This window comes from Janthinobacterium sp. GW823-FHT03B06 (assembly GCF_058796955.1).
Genome location: NZ_JBXAJE010000001.1, coordinates 652,145 through 671,820 on the forward strand (window position 1 = coordinate 652,145; position 19,676 = coordinate 671,820).

Sequence of the window (19,676 nt, forward strand, 5' to 3'; positions counted from 1 at the left end):
ATGGATACCCCAGGCCTGCACGCCGGCTACACGGCGGTTTTGCGCGATTTCCGCCTGGAATTCAGCCGCGGCGGGGCCTACACGGGCATCGTGCTGATCCTGCTGGGCATGGGCCTCGATTCGGCCCTGTATCCGGACAAGCAGTCGGCGTTCACCAGCGCGCGCATCGTCGTGTCCGTGCTGATCTTTTGCGTCGTGCTGGCCATGCGCACGCGCTGGGCGCAAGACCGCATCCAGGGACTGACCTTTGTCTGGCTGATCCTGCCGCAAATCATGATCGCCTGGATGATCGCCGTCACGGAAGGCGCCACCTCGATCTATTACGTGGGCATGACCCTGGCCATCTATTCATCGGGCATCGTGCTGGCCTTCGGCCTGTGGCAAAATATGGTCTTTGGCGCGATTTCCTGCCTGCTGTACGTGGCCGCGTGCGCCTGGCATGCGGGCGGTTTCGACTTGCCGAGCACGTTTGTCGTCAACTGTTTATTCCTCATCATGTCGGCCAGCATCAGCGCCGTATTTACCTATTTTAATGAACGCGCCCGCTTCATGCTGTTCCAGCTGAAGGCGGAAGTGGCGCAAAAGAACACGCAGCTGGAAGAAACGAATAAAAGCCTGGCCGATATCAAGGGACAGATGCTGCAGCAAGAGAAGATGGCCGCCATCGGCACCCTGGCCGCCGGCATGCTGCACGAGGTAAACAACCCCGTGAATTTCTGCATGATGGCCATCGAGGTGGCCATCGAAGACCCGGCCGCCAAGCAAAGCGCGCTGGTCAGCGAATGCCTGGCCGACGCCAAGCAGGGCATGCTGCGCGTGCAGCACATCGTGTCCGATTTGAAAACCTTTGCCTACCGCAAGAGCGGCAACCAGCTGGAAACGGGCCACTTCCAGTTTCGCAGCGCGCTCGAGGCCGCCATCCGCCTCGTGGGTCACGAAACGAAGAATGTCAGCATCAGCCACGACTTGCCGGTCGACACCCTGGTGCGCGGCGACGAGGCGGCCATCGTGGGCGTGCTGATCAATTTGCTGGGCAATGCCGTGCTGTCCATGCGCAAGGGCAATGCGCCGCCGTTCGAGATCCGCATCACGGCCCACTGGGATGACAACCGCCTGCGCATCAGCGTGCGCGACAACGGCCCCGGCATCGCCCCGGAAAACCTGGCGCGCGTGTTCGAACCGTTCTTCACCACGCGCGAAGTGGGGCAGGGCCTGGGCTTGGGCCTGAGCATCAGCTATGGCGTGATCGAGCGCCACGGCGGCACCCTCTCCGCCGAAAGCGTGCTCGGCGAATGGGCCAGCATGAATTTCGACTTGCAGCGCTCCGACTGGGAGGGCCGCTAGCATGGATAACGATAGCCGCGCCAGCGTGCTGTACGTGGACGACGAAGCGCTCGCCTGCAAGTATTTCGAGCGCGCCGTCGGCCAGCGCTACCGCGTACTGACGGCGCAGAGCGTCGATGCTGCGCTGGCCTTGCTGGAAGACGAGGCCGGCCAGATCGACGTGCTCGTCACCGATTACCGCATGCCGGACCGCCTGGGCAGCGAATTGCTGCAGGAAGTGGCGCAGCGCTATCCGCACATCGTCTGCATGCTCGTCACCGCGTATGCGGACAAGGACGTGCTGCTCGAGCTGATCAACGGCGGCACCTTGTTCCGTTTGCTGGAAAAACCGCTCGACCTGGCCGCCATGCAAGCGGCGCTGCAGCTGGCCGTGCAGACGGGACGCGAGCGCGCCGCCCGCCGCCAGGGCCTGGTGGCGATGGAGGAATCGCTGGCCTTTCTCGCGCATGAATTGAACACGCCGCTGGCGGCCATCGCCAATTTTGCGCGCGGCATTGCGCGCCGCGCGCAGGCGGACGCCGCACCGCAGGCCGAGATCGGCGAAGCGGCCGCCTTGATGCACGACAATGCGCGCTATTGTTTGTCGGTGCTGGCCAGCTTTGTCGACACGGTGCGCCTGGCCAGCGCCGGGCCCGGCATGCAGGGCGGACGCCGCGCCGGCAGCGCGCGCCAGCTGCTGGATGCCTTGCTCGACAGCTATCCCTTGAGCACGGACCAGCGCGCCGCCATTACGGTGGAAGTGGGCGACGATTTCTCCATTGCCGAGTCGCCCAATTGCGTCGCGCTGATTTTATCGTCGGTGCTGGCGAATGCCTTGCGTTCGGCCGGCGAGCAAGCCCATCCAGCGATCGGCATCCGCATCGATGCGGGCCGCATCGCGGTGCGCGACAATGGTGCCGGCATCGCCCCCGAGATCGTTACACAGCTGTTGAGCGACCCCGTCAGTGCCGGTGGCGGCGAAGGCAAGGGCTGGGGCATGGTGTTTTGCCACCGCATGATGCAGTCGTTCGGCGGCAACCTCGATATCGCCACCGAATTTGACACTTCCACCACGGTAACCCTGAATTTTCCAGTACATATAAGGAACGAGCATGATTGACGCCAATCTGCGTTTACCGGCTCAGCGTGAGCCGGCGCAAGGCTTGCCGACGATACTCTATGTCGATGATGAGGCCAATGCCCTCAAATACTTCCAGCGCGCCATCGCGCCGCTGGCCGACGTGCTGACGGCCACTTCGGTCGAGGAAGGCAAGCGCATACTCGACGAGCAGGCCGACCGCATCGCCGTGCTGGTCTCCGACCAGCGCATGCCCGGCGCCTACGGCAACGAATTGCTGTCGTATTGCTGGGACCGCCATCCGCACATCGTGCGCATCCTGACCACCGCGTATTCCGAGCTCGAGCACACGGTGGAAGCCGTCAACCAGGGGCAGATCCACCGCTACATCCAGAAGCCATGGGATATCGCGGCGTTGCGCATGGAGCTCAAGCAGGCGCTGGAACTGGCGCGCTTGCGCAATGAGCACGCCCAGTTGCTGCGCGAAAAGCTGATGGTGCGCCAGCGGCAAGCCGTCGCCAACCGCATCGGCACCCTGTACGCCTTGTGCGCCAGCCTGGCCGGTCCGGAACAGCAGCTGCCTGTGGAAGCGTATCTGTCGGCGGCCCTGACGGCCGGCGTCACGCCGCCCGAGCCGGACTGGCTGCTGATGGATTATGCCGACCTGGTCAGTTCGGAAGCCTTCCGCGGCACGGCCTTTGCTGCCGCCGTGCGCCAGCAGCTCGACACGCTCGAGCGCGAGCATCCGGGGCGCGGCGTGGAACAGGCGATCGACATGCTGCTGCCCGTGTTTGGCGCGGCGCTGCAAAACCAGGGCGGCACGGCGCTGTTCCTCGATGGCCGGCTGCTGACGGAATTTCTGGAAACGCCGACCACCGCGCCCGTCTCGGCCATCCACTCGTTCTGGCTGGCCAGCTTGCTGTGGCTGGCGCGGCGCGGCTGGTCGCTGCAGCTCAGCAAGACGGAACTGGGCTTGCAGGGCAAGGTAGTGCAGGCTGAACCGGCGCTCACGCCGGATCACCTGGCGGCCTGGATCGAGCAGTTCTGACGGGGCCCGCAAGGGGGAGCGCCAAATAAAACAGGGCCGCGCGGGCCCTGTTGTCATGTGCTGCGAGCGGGCTTAGCGTTCCGCAGCCGCCTTCAGGTTGTTCAAGCCTTTTTCAAAATCCTTGCCGATCATCCTGTCCATGCTGACGAAGACGGTCATGACCTTGCTGACGTAAGGGCTGGGGCCGGTCATGGTCCAGTTCACCTTGGTGCCGTCGCCCTCGGGAGTCATGGTAAAGGTGGTGGTGTTGTGGCTTTCAAACGGCTTGAGGAAGTCCAGCTTGATGACGGTGCGTTCGGGCTGGGCCGCCTCCGTGATTTCCATGCGGCCGGCGCCCACCTTGTCATTGCCTTGCCATGCATACTGCGCGCCCAGGCCATTGGCCGGGCCCGTAAACGTGCGGCGCATGGCCGGATCGAGCTTTTCCCACGGCGACCAGGCGGCCCAGTAATGGAAGTCCGTGATCAGGGCGGCGATTTTCTCGGGCGGGGCCTTGATGGTGATTTCGCGCTGGACACTGAAGGTGTCGGGCTTGGTGGTGGCATAGCCGAGGATGGCGGCGACGACGACAACGATCAGCAGCAGGGTTTTTTTGATCATATGCTCTCCAAATCTTGAATGGTCGATGCGAACGAATCAAGGCAATCTTAGCAGATATGAATGGCCGTGCGCGGCCTGTTGGCCTTTATTTGCGCCGGCTTTGCGCAGGGCCGCTTGCCCGCCTGCCTGCACGCCAATTTGCCGCCCCGCACAGGCGCGCACGCCAGGCTGGTGCCGGTTTGTGGCGAGGGCCGCCGTCCGCTAGAATGCTGGCCTGCAAAGATTTCAAAGGGAAATATGATTCAAGGAATGATCGCCAGGCTGACCCTGGCGTGCGGCGTGCTGGCTTCCGCCTTTGCCGCGAACCTGGCGCATGCCGATGCCTGTCCCGCCCACTACGTCGACGGCCGCAAGCCGGAAATCACCAACCCCAAGCTGGACGTGGCAACCAAAGAGCTGTGCTACAACGTGTTTGGCGTCATGCACTCGGGTATCACGCGCACGCCGCTGTGGTCGGCCGAGCACTTGACGGCGAACAATCTGGAAGCGGCGCAGGATTTGTCGCGCGAAAACTCCTTTCACGCTGAACGCAAGCTGCCCGCCGCCCAGCGCGCCGAATTGGCCGACTATGCGCGCAGCGGCTTCGACCGTGGCCACATGGCGCCCAACGGCGACATGCCGGACCGCCAGAGCCAGCGCGACAGCTTTACCTTGGCTAACATGGTGCCGCAAGACGCGCGCAACAACCGTTATGTGTGGGCCGGCATCGAAGGCGCCGTGCGCAAGATGGCGAAGAAAGAGGGCGACCTGTACGTGATCACGGGGCCGGCTTTTATTGGCGGCAACCTGCGCAAGGTGGGAAGAGTCATCGTGCCCAGTCATCTGTACAAGGCCGTGTACAGCCCGCGCCAGCGCGCCGGCGCCGCCTACTTCATTGAAAACGTCGATACCAAGACGTATGAAGTGCTGAGCATTGCGCAACTGGAAGACAGGATAGGCATCGATCTGTTACCGTCGCTGACGCGCCAGCAGAAACTGCGCATGCTGAGTTTGCCCAAGGTGAAGAGCAAGTCCAAGAAATAACAAGACCGTCAAAAAGGAAATCCCATGTGCGCAAAAAAATTCGTCCCGTATGCCAATGAAAGCGATGTGCTGGAAATTGGCAGCCTGACCATCGAAAACCGTGTCGACCGCATCAGCATCAGCGGCGACATCGACCTGACCCTGGACAAGCCGGGCCTGGCGCTGGCCAAGCAGCTGCAAAAACTGCTGGCCGACGTGGTGGTGCAGCTGGAAAAGCGGGAACTGCCCGACCAGCTGCCGCCGCCCGAGGTGACGTCGGTGGCCAATCCCTTCGAGTGAGTTGGCCATGGCCGGGCTGCTTTAATATCGTCAGACCAGGCCCGGAAGCCGCTTGAGTTCGGCCAGCAGCAAATCCCAATGCCAGATTTGCTCTGGAATATGCAATGCGCCGCCCGACCCCGGGCGCAGCATAACTTCGGTTGCCACGCCATTTGCCATGAGCTCGCGTTGCGCCCACTGCATCACGCGACGCTGGCCCGTCAGCCAGCTGCGATGTTCAGGCGACAGCAGCGCCAGGGCGTGGGGCAAGCGACAAGCTAGGGTTTGCCGCAGGCGGACGACTGCTGCTTTGTCTGATCGCTCAAAGGCAGGTTCGAGCACGTAAGCTTGGCCGGCCGCGTCGCGGACGTCATATTTATCCTGCAGGTAGTGACTGACACGGTTTCCGCTCACAACGGTCTCGATCTTGCCTGACAGGACGTCAAGCAAGAATGCATTGACGCCGACGTAGCAATACTCGCTGCGGCCATGTACCACATATGCCTCTGAATTGGCACGGATGATCCAGTAGTCGCCGCGTTCGGACAGGACGCAACACTGGATCGCGTGCTTCATGTAGTGCGGCGACTGCGTGTCGCCTTCGCAGAACTGCAATATCATCGCTTGTGCAGCGTCAGCGCTGATCATCATTTCCGCGCACCCCGTGACCACTGCAGATAATGCAGGGCAATTGCGATGCAGCTCATGCCGATGGCCCAGTTCCGCAGTTGCCACAGCGATGGCCCCATTTGCGCGGCATACGGTGACGTATATTTGTAGAAAAACATCTGCGCCAGGTACAGGGCGAATGCGATGGACAGGATGCTGGCCCTGGCCAGGCGTCCCGGTGTGTTGCCCACCCACTCCGCGATCAAAATGACCGGCAAGGCAATAAAGATCAGCTTGTCGCGATGCAGGCTTGCCGGATAGATCTCTGTAATGCCCAGTACAATCGCATTGAGGCACCAGTAAGCATAGACGGCAGCGATGATGTAGAGGTAGGCGCCGATGCGCCGCCGGCCGCCAGGGCTGGGGCGGGGCAGTTTCGCTGATGCAAAGTAGAGCCGGGCATCCTCGCGGTACAGCAGGTAGAGGAAGGTCGCGAACGCCGGTACGGCGAACAGCAGTCGCAGAGCGAGGCTGCCCTGTGCCGGCGATTCGATGGCGATCATCACCCCTATGCCGATCATGCCCGCAATGACGTAGGCCATGCGCGCCCACCGTTGCGCGCGGAGCAGGCCAATCGCAATGAAAAAGTCGGCATAGCCAGATGCTTCAAGTAACTGCAGCGCACCGGACGCCGTGTGGCGGCCGAACAGCAGGAAATAAATGACCGCGCCGCCCGCGTTCATGAGTAACAGATAGGCAGTCACCGTGACGGCTGCAGGACGCGGGCGTCTCGCCTGGCTGCTGTCGGGCATGGTCGGCGGGAGCGTTTCTGCTCGTGGGGAATCTACTACTTCGGATGTCATGAGGAATATATGTGCTATGAATTTGCTACGGCAAAGTGAGCGGCAGGCGCCCGTGCGGAACGGAACCCCATCCGACGGTCTGCATCGGATGGGGTTGATACTGCGCCGGCTTACTTCGCAAACGCCTGCGCCGCCGGCGTCACGGTGACGGCCTCCGGCTTGATGTTCAGCTGCATCGCGCCGATGACCTTGTCTTCATCGAGCAGGGCCTGCGGCTTGTTGCCGTCATACTTGATGGGAGAAAACGCGTCGCTGACGAGCTTTTCCTTCAGGCCGGCCGCATCCTTGGCAACGATCACCACGGACAGGTTCTTTGCCGACAGATGCTGTTTGATGGCGCGGTTGACGTCTTGCACCGTCAGTTTCGACAAGCCGTCACGCATCAGCTTGGTGAACTCGGGCGTGCCATACCATTGCGAATCGAGCGCGTAACCGAGCTGCTGGTCTTGCGTCGACGTCATGACGAAGACGTTCTTCATCAGGTAGTCGCGCGTGGTGGCGAAATCGTCCTGCGTCAGGCCGTTGTCGATGAGCTTGCCCAATTCCGTCAGGGCCACGCGCAGGGCGAAGTGCGCGTTGTCCGGCGCCACGGGGCGGATCCAGATTTCGAACAGCTGCGCCTTGCGGCCCAGGTTCGGGTTCGGGAAGAATTGGTACATGCCGCTCGGGAAAGCTTCGATGTACGCGTAATCACCGTAGTTCATGCCGCGGAGCTCACGGATGCGCTGGTACAGATAGGAATTCGAGGCGCGGTGCTCGCCCAGCCACGTCTTCGCCAGCCACAGGGCGGGGAAGTCCGGGTGCGTGCGCGTCACCTCCAAAGGCAGACCGAACGAGATGGCCGTGGCGCGCGTGTTTTTCTCGATGATTTCCACTTCCAGTCCCTGCGCCTTGCGGCCCGCGGGTTTGACGGTGGCCGGCAAGCCGGGACCGGCCGGCAGCTTGCCCAGCGCCTGCGTCAGCGAGGCCGTCATGGCGTCGGACACGTCGCCGGAAATGCCCACCTTGACGGCGCCTTGCGCGTACGCGCTTTTCCAGAACTGTTTCACGTCGTCCAGGGTGATGGCGTCAATGCCGGCGACCGTGCCCAGCACGGGGTGGCCATACGGCGTGCCCGCATACACATTGGTTTGCAGGCGTTCCTTGGCGAATTCCTCTTCGTTGTTGTCCTTCAGGTCCAGCAGCAGCGCGTTCTTTTGCGCATCCTTCAGGCGGCGGAAGTCGTCTTCGCGGAAACCGGGCGAGAGCAGCAGCGGCAGGGCGATGGCGTTGAACTGGGTCCAGTTATCCTTGTGGATGGAACCGGTAAACGTCGTCATTTCCTTGTCCGTCTGCTGGCTGAAACTGCCGGCCAGCGGGAACAGGGCCTGGTTGACTTCGTCGATCTTGCGCTCGGACGAGCCGCCGGACGCCACCATGGCGGCCGTCAGCGCGGCCAGGCCTTCCTTGCCTTGCGGGTCTTGCGCGGAACCGGCCGTAAACAGCAGCTTGTAGCGGATCTGCGGCAGCGCGGACTTTTGCACCAGCACGTCGAATTTGGCATTTGACGCGGCCGGAAGCAGGCTGGCCAGCTTCGGCGTGGCGGCGATGGCGGCCGGCATGGCTTCGTGCGACAGGGTGGTCACCACCAGGCCGTCATCCGTCAGGTATTTGCGCGCGGCCGCCTGCAGGTCGGCCGGCGTGAGCGTGTCGATCAGGCGGTAGTACTGGTTGATGGTGGCATACGAGCGGTCGAAATGCACGAACGAGGCCAGGGTGCCGGCGATCTGCTCCGTGTTGTCGAGCGAGCGGATCAAGCCGTATTTTTCGGCCGACTTGGCGTCCGCCAGGTCTTTTTCGCTGACGGGCGTGTCGCGCAGCTGCGCCACGGTGGTCAATATCGCGTCGCGCACGTAGACGGCGTCGGCGAGGTTTTTCACGCGCGCGCCCAGCACGGCCAGGGTCGGATCGACGCGGTCGGGCGTCATCTCGAACAGCTGGTCGACCTTCTGTTCATTCTGCACCAGGCGTTTATACAGGGGCGAGGTGCGGCCGAACGACAGCGACAGCAAGGTCGCCAGCGCCGCCTGGTCCTTGTCCTTGACGGAAAACGCGGGCGAGTGGAAGCCCACGGCTACCCACGGCAGGGTCGGCGTGGGCCAGGCCACGTGCTTGTAGACGGGGCCGCGCGGTGCCGGCTCCACGGGCGCGGCCGCCTGCTGCTTGCCGCGCTGCCATTTACTCCAGTACTTTTCCACCAGCGCGATGGCTTGCTGCGGCTCCACGTCGCCGGCGATGATGATGGTGGTGCGCTCGGGTCGGTACCAGCGGTCGAAGAACAGTTTCGAGTATGCGTACTGGTTCGGCATGTCTTCGATGTCCTGGATAAAACCCATCGTCGTATGCTTGTAGGTATGCGTCGTGTAGGCGCTGTCGCGCATCACTTCGAACAGTTTCGAGACGGGATTGGCGCTGTTCTTGTTGTATTCGCCCAGCACGGCCCGCGATTCCGTCTTGAACGCGTCTTCCGCATAGTCGAGGTGCTGGAAGCGGTCCGCCTCCACCTTCAGCACGGTTTCCAGGTCCTGCTTGGCAAACGTCGTGTGGTAATTGGTCAGGTCGTCGCTCGTATAGGCGTTCTGGCGCGCGCCGGCGCGGGTGATGACTTCCTGGTATTTCTCGGGCGGATAGGCCTTGGTGCCGCGGAACATCATGTGCTCGAAGAAATGCGCGAAGCCGGACTTGCCCGGTTCGACTTCATTGCGCGAACCTGTCTGCACGGGAATCTGCAGCGAGACCAGGTTCGGGAAGCCCGTCGGCACGACGATGATTTTCAAGCCGTTGGCCAGGGTTTTTTCCGTGGCCTTGAACGGCAGCAAATCGGCCTTGGCGGCGGTGGCGCCGTGGGCGGCGGCCGGTTTGACGGGCGCCGCACCCAGGTTCGACGCGGCCATGGCCGACAGGGCCAGGGCGAAAGCGGGTAATAAAGCAGGCATGATTCTTGACACGGGGGCTCCTTCTTTTTTGGATGTTATGAAAGTGCAACGCCGCAGCATAGAATATTCATGCCGCCGTGCATAGGGGCAAGGCGTTTTGGCATGAAGGGGGGGGCGTCAGGGCAGGCAAGGCGTGCCGCAGGGACCGGTGCTCAGGTCAGCGTCGTTTCCGGCAGGCTGATGCGGTTGCGGCCCAGGTGCTTGGCGCGGTACAGGGCGCAATCGGCCGTATGGATCAACTGCCCCAGTTCCGTGCCGGGGCCGGGCAGGGCCGTGGCGGCGCCGATGCTGACGGTGACGCAGGCGCCGTCGGGACGCTTGCGCGGCAGCTGCAGCCGTTCCACGCGCTGGCGGATGCGTTCGGCCACGATGGCCGCGCCCTTGAGCGACTGGTTCGGCAGGATGACGGCAAATTCTTCGCCGCCGTAGCGGGCCACCAGGTCGTTCGTGCGCATTTCGCTGGCCACGGCGCCGGCCACCTTGCGCAGGCACAGGTCGCCGCCCTGGTGGCCGTGGCTGTCGTTATATTCCTTGAAATTGTCGACGTCGACCATCAGCAGCGACAGGGGCTGCTCCTGCCGCTGCGCGCGCTGCCACTCGGCCAGGATGGTGTCGTCAAAGCAACGCCGGTTGGCCAGCCCCGTCAAGCCATCGCGCGTGGCCAGGCGTTCCAGTTCCACCTGCGCGCGTTTTTCATCGGTCATGTCGCGCAGGGTTTCGACCACGGCGATCAGTTCACCGTGATTGCCATGGATGGGACTGGCATCGACGGCCAGGTAGCGCCGCCGCCCCGTGCGCGGCATGTCGCACCAGTTTTCCGCGCACAGGTTGCTGCCCGTGCCGCTGCGATATTGTTGCTGGGCATGCAGGGCGCGCATGTCGCCGCCGCGCCCGGACAGCAGCAGGTCGGCCAGGGTGGGGCGCTCGTCGTTATAAAAGCAGCGGCCCGGCTCGCGCGCGCCCAGCACTTCGGACGCTGGCACGCCCGTCAGCTGCTCGCAGGCGCGGTTCCAGATCATCACCCTGCCATGCACATCGAGTACGAAGGTCGGCACGACCAGTAATTCCATCATCTTGACGGCGAAACCCTGGGCTTCACCATACGGCGATACGCTGGCATGTGCGTGGCTATCCGGCATGAAAGCATCCTTCTTGGGCGTGAGTGGGGGCTGGTTCGTTGGCCATGATGCAGCGTGGCGGGCCGAAGGTGTTGATATTGAGCAATATTTTCAGCGATGGGCCATCGCCTCGTCATGGCGGACCGGCAGCGGCAGCGACAGGCGCAAGGTGGTGCCGGCGCCGCTGCGGCTGTCGATGTGCAGGCTGCCGCCGGCGGCGGCCACGCGCTCATGCATGCCGGACAGGCCGCAACCGAGGCGCGGCGGCGAGCCCGGCAGCCCGATGCCGTCGTCGCGGATGCGGCATTCCACGGTGGCGCCCGCTTGCTGCAGGCACAGCCGGACATGCGTGGCGCGCGCGTGGCGGGCGATATTGGCCAGCGCTTCCTGCACCACGTGGTACAGCAAGGCGCCGTGCGCGCGGCCGGCGGCGGCGTCGAGGCGGTAATCGAAACGGCAATCGATGCCCGTGGTGCGCCGGAAGTCGGCCAGCAGCTCTTCGCATGCTGCTTGCAGCCCGGCGTCGAGGGCGGGCGGGCGCAAGTCATGGATGACGCAGCGCAGTGCAGCGATGCTGAGGTCGACATTGCGCACGATCACGGCCAGTTGCTGCGCCAGCTGGGGCGCCGTGCCATGCGTGCTGGTCTGCAGCATGGACAGGTCGATCTTCAAGGTCAGCAGATGCTGGCCCAGGTCGTCGTGGATGTCGCGCCCGATGCGCTGGCGCTCTTGTTCGCGCGCCTGCTGCTGCCCGCTGGCCAGGCGCTCCTGCTCGGCGTCCGCGCGCAGCTGTTCCAGCGCCCGCAGGCGCAGCGCCAGGCGGTGCTGGCGCCACAGCATCAGCGCCAGCGCACCGCACAGGATGGCGCAGGCCAGCATCAGGCGCAAGGGCGTGCCGGTCTGCAGTATCGGGCCGGCGGCGTAACCGGCGTGCAGAGAAGCGAGTGCGCCGGCCGCCAGGCAAGCCAGAATGCTCAGGCGACACGGCGGGCGTAGCCAGCGTTGCATCATTTTCTCGCTCCCTAAATGTTTTCCAGCAGGCAATGTTCTTACAGAAAATATATTAACCTTGGGATATTTATATTGTCTAAACGCAAAAGCTGCGCAGTTTTGCCGGCCGCTGTGGCTTTCTTGCTGCCGGATGCCGCGGCGCCAGACGGCAGGCACGGCATTTGCACGGGAAGTGTCGCGGCGGCATATAATAGAGGGTTGTCAATCGGCTTCACGCCCCCGGCCAGGTGTTTTGCGCCGGGCGCGCCCGCATCCATGCGCGATGCGCCGGCCAGCTCTTAGGAAATACAGTGACTTATAGCATCAAAGAGATTTTTTACACCCTGCAGGGCGAAGGTGCGCACGCGGGCCGTCCGGCCGTGTTTTGCCGCTTTTCCGGCTGCAATCTGTGGACGGGCCGCGAAAGCGACCGCGCCACGGCCGTGTGCCAGTTCTGCGACACGGATTTCGTCGGCACCGATGGCGAACTGGGCGGCAAGTTCAAGACGCCCGAGGAGCTGGCCGCACTGATCGACAGCCTGTGGCCGGCCAGCTACGCGCCGAGCAAATACGTGGTGTTTACGGGCGGCGAACCGCTGCTGCAGCTGGACACGGCCCTGATCGACGCCATGCACGCGGTGGGTTTTACCATCGCCATCGAAACCAACGGCACCTTGCCCGTGCCGGCCGGCGTGGACTGGATCTGCGTCAGCCCGAAGATGGGTTCGACACTGGTCGTCCACAAGGGCAATGAGATCAAGGTCGTCATCCCCCAGTTCCAGCAAGACCTGGCCGCCTACGAAGGGCTCGACTTCGAGAACTTCTTCGTGCAGGCGATGGATGGCCCCCTGGCCGCGCACAACATGAAGCTGGCCATCGAGACGTGCAAAAGCAACCCGAAGTGGAAGCTGAGCCTGCAAACCCATAAACTCCTGCAAATACCTTAATAAAACAATATGCTGACTATCACACGCAAGCTCGAATTCGACGCGGGCCACCGCATTCCCGACCACAAAAGCCAGTGCCGCAACCTGCACGGCCATCGCTACACGGTGGAAATCACGCTGGTCGGCAAGGTCATCGAAGCGGAAGGCAATTCCGACAATGGCATGATCATGGATTTTTCCGACGTGAAAACCCTGGCCAAGCAGCACCTGGTCGACGTCTGGGACCACGCCTTCCTCGTCTACGAGAAAGACACGGCCGTGCGCGATTTCCTGGCCAGCCTGCCCGACCATAAAACCGTCGTCATCGACCGTATCCCGACGGTGGAAAACCTGGCGCGCATCGCCTTCGAGATACTGAAAGCGGCGTTCACCGACCATTTCGGCACGGGCTTGCACCTGCATAAACTGGTGCTGCATGAAACGCCAAATTGCTGGGCAGAAGTGACCGATGACTGAAACGCACGCTGGCGCGCAGGACGCGCGCTACATGCAGCTGGCCCTGGAGCAGGCCCAGCACGCGTGGGACCTGGGTGAAGTGCCCGTCGGCGCCGTCGTCGTCAAGGACGGGGAAGTCATCGCCGTGGGCTACAACCAGCCCATCGGCCGCCACGACCCCACGGCGCACGCGGAAGTGATGGCCTTGCGCGCCGCTGCCGAAAAGCTGGGCAACTACCGGCTGCCCGGCTGCGAGCTGTACGTGACCCTGGAGCCGTGCGTGATGTGTTCGGGCGCCATGCTGCATGCCCGGCTGGCGCGCGTGGTCTACGGCGCGGGCGACCCGAAGACGGGCGCCTGCGGCTCCGTGCTGAACCTGTTCGAGCAGCCCGCGCTGAACCACCAGACGGCGATCGTTGGCGGGGTGCTGGCCGACGAGTGCGGCGCTTTTCTCAAGCGTTTCTTTGCCGAGCGCCGCCGTGCGCAGGCGGAAGCGCGCAAGCTGGCCAGTCCGGCTACCTGACGCCGGGCAGGGCAGGGCCGCCATGGCTTTGCCAGAATGCCAGCCATCCCTTGCCAGCCATCCGGCTGGCTTTTTTACAATTGTTGCGAAATAACATCTGTCTAGACTAATTGCCATTCTCAAATGAGAATGATTCGTGTTACAGTATTGTTTTCGCCAGCAAACTTTCCTTATGCATCGTTAACACTTTCGTTATCGATCCGGGTTCAAGAGCCAGCCTCCACTCTTAAACCGGACCATCATGACTACTGTGCTTCCGCAGCGCACCGCTGCACCCGTCGTATTCTCAGCTCATCTGCCTGCCCGCCGCCATAACCTGGTGCTGCGCGCCGCCTTGCTGGGCCTGTTCGCGGCGCCGATGCTGCCTGCTCTCGCGCAGACGGCCGCCATCAATGCGGGCACGGCCGCTCAGGAGCCGGCCAAGTTGCCTGTCTTCCCGGAAATCGTCGTCAACGCCAAGCAGGACTATGAACGCCGCGCCGGCACCAAGACGGTCGTCACGGCGGACGACCTGGAGCGCCGCAATGTCACCGAGATGGGCGGCATCGTGCGCTATTTGCCCTTGATCAGTGCGCCGGCGGCGGCCTCGGGCAGCGGCAGCGTGTGGGACGGTTCGGGCAATACCGGTTACAACATCCGCGGCCTGGAAGGCAACCGGGTCAGCCTGGAACTCGACGGCATCTCGCTGCCCGACGCGGCGCCCAAGCCGGACGGCAACACCCTCAACGCTTTCGCCACGGGTCGTGATTATTTTGATCCGGAAACCTTCCGCGAAGTGCGCATCGATTCGGGCACGACGGCCGCCAGCGGCGCCAATCCCGGCCTGGGCGGCGGCGTGGCCTTCATCACCAAGTCGCCCGAGGATTACCTGGGCGAAGGGCAAGACCATTACGTGGCCTATAAATACGGCCGCGCCACGGCCGACCGCAGCAATGCGCACACCCTGACGGGCGCCGCCAAGCTCGGCGCCAATCTGCAGGGCCTGGCCGTCTACGTGCACCGCGACGGCGAGCAGATGGACAGTCGCGGTACCACGCCCGTCAACCCGGACGACTGGCATTCGAACGCCTTGCTGTCCAAGCTCGTGTGGACCTTGCCTGGCGAACAGAAGCTGGACTTGACGGTCGACATGTTCGAGCGCAAGAACAAGCGCGACCTGCGCAGCAAGGTCAGCACGTATTATCCGACGGGCGTGCAGCAGGATTCCACCACCAAGCGCACGCGCGTGAGCCTGGGCCACGACGTGGTGCTCAAGGATTTTGCCCTGTTCGACCGCCTGACGTCGAAGGTCTATCTGCAGAACGCGAAAACCGAGGACAAGACGCAAGGCCTCTACACGTTCGGCAGTCCGGCCCGGCGCGCCATCGATACCAATTTCAAGAATGACAGCATCGGCCTGACGTCGGAAGCGTTCAAGCAGCTCAATGCGGACAACGCGCTGCTGTACGGCGTGCAGCTGGAACAGCTGAAAACGCGCCGTCCGTGGCGCGAAGACCGCGTCATCGTCGCCACGGGCCAGCATCAGGTCACCAACAAGAACCGCATGGCCGACATGGACACGAGCAAGCTGGCCCTGTATGTGCGCGACGATCTCAGTTTCAATCTGGCGGGCAAGAAAGCCGTGCTGACGCCGGGCTTGCGTGCCGACTACCGCAAGAACGAACCGAAAAACCTGCAAACCTATGCGATCGCCGTGCCGAACGCGGCCAAGGAAGTGCGCAAAGAGAGCGACACCTATTTCACGCCCAGCCTGAGCCTGTCCGTGGAAGTCTTGCCGCAGATGAACGCCTACGCCACCTTCACGCGCGGCACGCGCCTGCCGACGGCGGCCGAGCGCACGGGCACCTACGACTCGTTCAGCTATACGGGCACGGGGCAGGGCTATGCCGTGCTGGGCAATGCCAACTTGCGCAAGGAAACGAGCAAGGCGTATGAACTGGGCCTGAAGGGCGACGTCACCAGGGGCTTGAGCATGCACGCGTCCGTCTACCAGACGGAATACACGGACATGATCGACTACGTGATGCAAAAAGATGATCCGGTGAACTACCCCACCATCACGCGCGGCCTGTTCCGCCCGGAAAACATCGGCAATGCCCGCACCTGGGGCGCCGAGCTGACCCTGCGCGCCGAGCTGGGCGCCTGGGCGCCGGCCATGCAGGGCTACCACGTGGACCTGGCGACCGGCGTGGCCAAGGGCCGTTCCTTCAATACCCAGACGGGCGAGAGCGGCGGCCTGAACTCGGTGGCGCCCGCCAAGTCGGCCTTGACCTTCGGCTACGACCATGCGAACCAGCTGTTCGGCCTGGCGCTGACGGCCGTGCATGCGGGCGCCAAGCAGGCGCCGGAAAACCTGCTGATCGGCGATGCCGGCCCGCTGTTTACCGTGCCGTCGTACACCATCTTCGACCTGTCGACGTACTGGAACGTGCACAAGAACGCGAAGATCGTCGTCGGCGTGTACAACTTGACGGATCGCAAGTACTGGGACTACGCCGCCTCGCGCAGCCTGGCCGCCGGCACCACGGCCGCCAGCCGCGCCGAGATCGAGCGCTACGCCAAACCGGGCCGCAACGTCGCAGCCAGCCTCAGCGTCAATTTCTGATTTTTACCGGGGAGGGGCGCCTGCCCCTCTTATTTTCCATGTTTGATTGAATGGTCTCTCTATGAAGTTATCCAAACTCGTTCTATCCCTGCTAGGCAGCCTGCTGATTGCAAACGCATATGCGGCCCCAGCCACCCTGGCGGAACGCTGGTCCACCTTGCGCACGGAACAGCCGAAGCTGCAGATCCGCGACGCGGCGCGCGCGCTGGGCGTGTCGGAAGCGCAATTGCTGGCAACCAACATCGGCAAGGGCGTCACGCGCCTGCAGGCGGACGGCAACCAGCCGCGCGAAATCATGCGCGCCGCGCTGGACCTGGGCCTCGTGCAAGCGATCACGCGCAATGAAAACGGCGTCATCGAAACGACGGGCGTGGCCAGCAAGTTCAAGCAGGCGGGCGACAAGTCCGAGCAGGCCGACGCCAAGGACCCGGAAACGGAAGCGCGCCAGCGCAATATCGCGGGCGGCTACCTGGGCGGCCAGATCGACCTGCGTTTCCACTTTGAAAACTGGAAATACGCATTTGCCGTGGAACAGCCTGGCCGCGATGGCAAGCCGACGCGCAGCCTGCAATTTTTTGACGCCAACGGCACGGCCGTGCACAAAATCTACCTGCGCAACGAGCCTGGCGTGGCCGTCTACGATAAATTGGTGGCCACCTTCCGTGCGCCGCAGCAAAGCGCGGAACTGAACGTGCTGGCCGTGGCGCCCAAGGCGGCGGAAAAGCCGGACAGCGAGATCGACGTCAAGGAATTCCAGCTGGCCTGGAAAGACATGACGGACGTGCACCAGTTTGCGCAAATCATGCGCGAATTCCACCTGACGCGCGAGCAGGCGCTGCGCCTGGCGCCGGCTGGCGTGGTCGAGCGCGTGACGCCGCAAGCGCTGCGCACCCTGCTGGAAAACGCGGCCAAGGACAAGGTCGCCATCATGGTGTTCCTGGGTAATGAAGGCTTGACGCAGATCTACAGCGGCAAGATCGAAAAAACCATGGCGGCCGGCGGCTTCTTCAACGTGCTGGACCCGGACTTCAACCTGCACATCCGCGACACGGCCCTGCGCAGCGGCTGGGTCGTCAAGCGCGGCGGCGTCACGTCCGTCGAGTTCTTCGACAACGACGGCACGCAAGTGGTCTCCTTCTTCGGCGTGCGCGAGCGGGGCAAACCGCAGCCGCAAAGCTGGGTGGATCTGGCCGATAGTCTGCCAAAGGCAAAATAAGGTTTTTGCAAGTTGATGAGTATCAGCACGTGACAGAACCGCAGCGATACGCCGTAGCTGATGTCATGTGCGACCAGAGCAACACTTCAGCTGGGTGCCGCGTGCCGGTCTCATGTCTGAAGCACAATAGTGGTATGCTGATTGCAAGGCCGCAGCGATCGTGTCTGCGTGCTGGTTCCTGAAGAGAGGCAATCATGGCAACCATCATGGCGAACGGCCTCAACATAGCTTATGAAAGCCACGGCAACCCGGATGATCCGTGCGTGCTGCTGGTCATGGGCCTGGGCATGCAACTGATCGCCTGGCCGGCGGACTTTGTCGAAGGCATCGTCGAACAAGGTTTTCGCGTCGTGCGTTTCGATAACCGCGACAGCGGCCTGTCGAGCAAGATGGCGCAGGCGGGCAAACCGTATCTGCCGCTGGCCTACGTGAAAAACCTGCTGGGCTGGCCCCTCAAAACTTCCTACACCTTGAATGACATGGCGGACGACGCGCTGGGTTTGCTGGCGGCCTTGCGCATTGCCCAGGCGCACGTGATCGGCGTGTCGATGGGCGGCATGATCGCGCAAGTGATGGCGGCGCGCGCGCCGCTGCAGGTGCTCAGTCTGACCTCCATCATGTCGAGCAGCGGCCGGCGCGGCTTGCCCGGCCCCACGCGGGCGGCGCGCAATGCCTTGCTGCAACGCCCGAAGCGCAATGCCAGCCGCGCCGAACTGATGGCGCATATGGCGGCCACCGTGCGCGTGATCGGCAGTCCCGCCTATCCCGTCTCGGAAAAATTGCTGTACCAGCGCATCGAGGCGGCGCTGGAGCGGGGCAGCTGCCCCGAAGGCGTGGCGCGGCAAATGGTGGCCATTGCCGCCTCGGGCGAGCGCACGGCCTTGCTGCCCAGTATCAGCTGCCCGGCGCTGGTGATCCATGGCGCGGCCGATCCCCTGATCCCCGTCGCCTGCGGCATCGATACGGCGGCGCTGATTCCGGGCGCCACGCTCGAAGTGATCGAAGGCATGGGGCACGACATGCCGCCCCAGCTGATCGAGCGCCTGCTCGCCTTGATCGATGTGCATCTGCAAGGTAAGATGGCGCCCCAGATGCGCTCCCAGCCAGCCTAGGCGCGCCCACCACTTTTGAAGGCATGGGCATTTTGAAGACACCTGAAATTGGCATCGCCATCGTGGCGCCTGGCGGTTGCGCGCCCGATGACGCGGCCGTGGCGCGCGGCATCGCCCGCCTGCAGGCGCAAGGCGCCACCGTCCACAACTACTACGACCCCGCACACAGCTTCCAGCGTTTCGGCGGCACGGATGCGGGCCGCTTGGCGCAGCTGAACGCGGCAGCCGCCGACCCCGACGTGCAGGTGGTGATCGCCTTGCGCGGCAGCTACGGCATCAGCCGCATCCTGCCCGACATCGATTTCGACCGCATGGCCGCCAGCGGCAAGCTGTTCGTCGGCTACAGCGATTTTACTGCCTTCCACATGGGCTTGATGGCGAAAACGGGCCGCGTCAGCTTTGCCGGCCCCATGGTCTGCGACGATTTTACGCGCGACGAGCCCGAGCAATTTACGCTCGATCAGCTGTGGTCGTGCCTGGCGGGACCCACGCACACGGTCACCGGCACGGCAGCTGGCAATCCGCAGGTCGACTTGCAAGGCAAGCTGTGGGGCGGCAACCTGGCCATGCTCGTGCACCTGCTCGGCACGCCGTATTTTCCGCAGATCGATGGCGGCATTCTGTTCCTGGAAGACGTCAACGAGCACCCGTACCGGGTCGAGCGCATGCTGCTGCAATTGCTGCATGCGGGCGTGTTCGAACGCCAGCAGGCGGTCGTGCTCGGTGACTTTTCCGCCTATAAGCTGAGTCCGATGGACAAGGGCTACGATTTCGACGTCATGCTGGCCTACGTGCGCGAGCGCCTGCCCGTGCCCGTGCTGACGGGGCTCGAATTCGGCCACATCCGCCGGCGGGTCACCTTGCCGTTCGGCGGCCAGGCGCGGCTGCAATCGGATGCGTCCGGCTTCAGCCTGCAGGTGAGCGATTACCCGACCCTGGCGCGGCCCTGAACT

The 19,676-nt window shown here is 63.4% G+C and carries 18 protein-coding genes; 12 read left to right on the top strand and 6 right to left on the bottom strand.

All coding sequences use genetic code 11. From position 1 onward, the window contains the following. From AC1RBA_RS02990 to AC1RBA_RS03000, 3 genes are read left to right on the top strand one after another with little or no spacing between them, the layout of a single operon-like run. Positions 1-1,344, top strand: coding sequence for a sensor histidine kinase (locus AC1RBA_RS02990; protein ID WP_070310594.1), 1,344 nt, complete (start codon positions 1-3; stop codon positions 1,342-1,344). A gap of 1 nt (position 1,345) precedes the next feature. After that, entirely contained in the window at positions 1,346-2,443 is a 1,098-nt protein-coding gene (locus AC1RBA_RS02995; protein ID WP_070310593.1) for a hybrid sensor histidine kinase/response regulator, read from the top strand. Next, positions 2,436-3,449, top strand: coding sequence for a response regulator (locus AC1RBA_RS03000; RefSeq protein ID WP_070218412.1), 1,014 nt, complete (start codon positions 2,436-2,438; stop codon positions 3,447-3,449). Before AC1RBA_RS02995 ends, AC1RBA_RS03000 begins: the two co-directional genes overlap by 8 nt. Before the next feature lie 72 nt (positions 3,450-3,521). Here the strand turns inward: AC1RBA_RS03000 and AC1RBA_RS03005 are convergent, their stop codons facing one another. After that, the gene (locus tag AC1RBA_RS03005) at positions 3,522-4,049 is read right to left on the bottom strand and encodes an SRPBCC family protein (protein ID WP_034755971.1); all 528 of its coding nucleotides are present in this window, start codon (positions 4,047-4,049) and stop codon (positions 3,522-3,524) included. 237 nt (positions 4,050-4,286) lie between these two features. Between AC1RBA_RS03005 and AC1RBA_RS03010 the strand changes: the two genes are divergently transcribed. Together AC1RBA_RS03010 and AC1RBA_RS03015 are read left to right on the top strand one after the other, a co-directional pair. Next, positions 4,287-5,072, top strand: a complete 786-nt coding sequence (locus tag AC1RBA_RS03010; protein ID WP_070310656.1) for a DNA/RNA non-specific endonuclease — start codon at positions 4,287-4,289, stop codon at positions 5,070-5,072. A gap of 24 nt (positions 5,073-5,096) precedes the next feature. Next, positions 5,097-5,351 (top strand): hypothetical protein, encoded by a 255-nt coding sequence (locus tag AC1RBA_RS03015; RefSeq protein ID WP_492416504.1) that lies wholly within the window; start codon positions 5,097-5,099, stop codon positions 5,349-5,351. A 30-nt stretch (positions 5,352-5,381) separates the two neighbouring features. Here the strand turns inward: AC1RBA_RS03015 and AC1RBA_RS03020 are convergent, their stop codons facing one another. From AC1RBA_RS03020 to AC1RBA_RS03040, 5 genes are all read right to left on the bottom strand, one after another. Then, entirely contained in the window at positions 5,382-5,981 is a 600-nt protein-coding gene (locus AC1RBA_RS03020; protein WP_162995673.1) for a hypothetical protein, read from the bottom strand. After that, positions 5,978-6,751, bottom strand: coding sequence for a hypothetical protein (locus AC1RBA_RS03025; RefSeq protein WP_492416506.1), 774 nt, complete (start codon positions 6,749-6,751; stop codon positions 5,978-5,980). The genes AC1RBA_RS03020 and AC1RBA_RS03025 overlap by 4 nt, the downstream gene beginning before the upstream one ends. Before the next feature lie 161 nt (positions 6,752-6,912). Further along, entirely contained in the window at positions 6,913-9,777 is a 2,865-nt protein-coding gene (locus tag AC1RBA_RS03030) for a M16 family metallopeptidase (RefSeq protein ID WP_492416508.1), read from the bottom strand. 152 nt (positions 9,778-9,929) lie between these two features. After that, the gene (locus tag AC1RBA_RS03035) at positions 9,930-10,916 is read right to left on the bottom strand and encodes a sensor domain-containing diguanylate cyclase (protein WP_070218408.1); all 987 of its coding nucleotides are present in this window, start codon (positions 10,914-10,916) and stop codon (positions 9,930-9,932) included. 90 nt (positions 10,917-11,006) lie between these two features. Further along, the gene (locus tag AC1RBA_RS03040; RefSeq protein WP_070218407.1) at positions 11,007-11,906 is read right to left on the bottom strand and encodes a sensor histidine kinase; all 900 of its coding nucleotides are present in this window, start codon (positions 11,904-11,906) and stop codon (positions 11,007-11,009) included. A gap of 290 nt (positions 11,907-12,196) precedes the next feature. Here AC1RBA_RS03040 and queE point away from each other — a divergent pair, with 290 nt between their 5' ends. The 7 genes from queE to ldcA all read left to right on the top strand — a co-directional run bounded on the left by queE (position 12,197) and on the right by ldcA (position 19,673). Next, positions 12,197-12,832, top strand: a complete 636-nt coding sequence (queE, locus tag AC1RBA_RS03045) for a 7-carboxy-7-deazaguanine synthase (protein WP_070218406.1) — start codon at positions 12,197-12,199, stop codon at positions 12,830-12,832. Positions 12,833-12,841: 9 nt separating this feature from the next. Then, the gene (gene queD, locus AC1RBA_RS03050; protein WP_035819191.1) at positions 12,842-13,288 is read left to right on the top strand and encodes a 6-carboxytetrahydropterin synthase QueD; all 447 of its coding nucleotides are present in this window, start codon (positions 12,842-12,844) and stop codon (positions 13,286-13,288) included. Further along, positions 13,281-13,790, top strand: a complete 510-nt coding sequence (gene tadA, locus AC1RBA_RS03055) for a tRNA adenosine(34) deaminase TadA (protein WP_492401236.1) — start codon at positions 13,281-13,283, stop codon at positions 13,788-13,790. Before queD ends, tadA begins: the two co-directional genes overlap by 8 nt. 241 nt (positions 13,791-14,031) lie before the next feature. After that, on the top strand, positions 14,032-16,395 hold the full coding sequence (locus tag AC1RBA_RS03060) for a TonB-dependent hemoglobin/transferrin/lactoferrin family receptor (RefSeq protein ID WP_492416510.1): 2,364 nt from the start codon (positions 14,032-14,034) through the stop codon (positions 16,393-16,395). 61 nt (positions 16,396-16,456) lie between these two features. Next, complete coding sequence (locus tag AC1RBA_RS03065; protein ID WP_070292284.1) at positions 16,457-17,611, top strand: hemin-degrading factor; 1,155 nt, start codon at positions 16,457-16,459, stop codon at positions 17,609-17,611. Positions 17,612-17,805: 194 nt separating this feature from the next. Next, complete coding sequence (locus AC1RBA_RS03070; protein ID WP_492416512.1) at positions 17,806-18,723, top strand: alpha/beta fold hydrolase; 918 nt, start codon at positions 17,806-17,808, stop codon at positions 18,721-18,723. A gap of 32 nt (positions 18,724-18,755) precedes the next feature. Then, positions 18,756-19,673 carry a muramoyltetrapeptide carboxypeptidase gene (ldcA, locus tag AC1RBA_RS03075; RefSeq protein ID WP_492416514.1) on the top strand — a complete coding sequence of 306 codons (918 nt, stop codon included), beginning with the start codon at positions 18,756-18,758 and terminating at the stop codon, positions 19,671-19,673. The last annotated feature ends 3 nt before the right edge of the window (positions 19,674-19,676 follow it).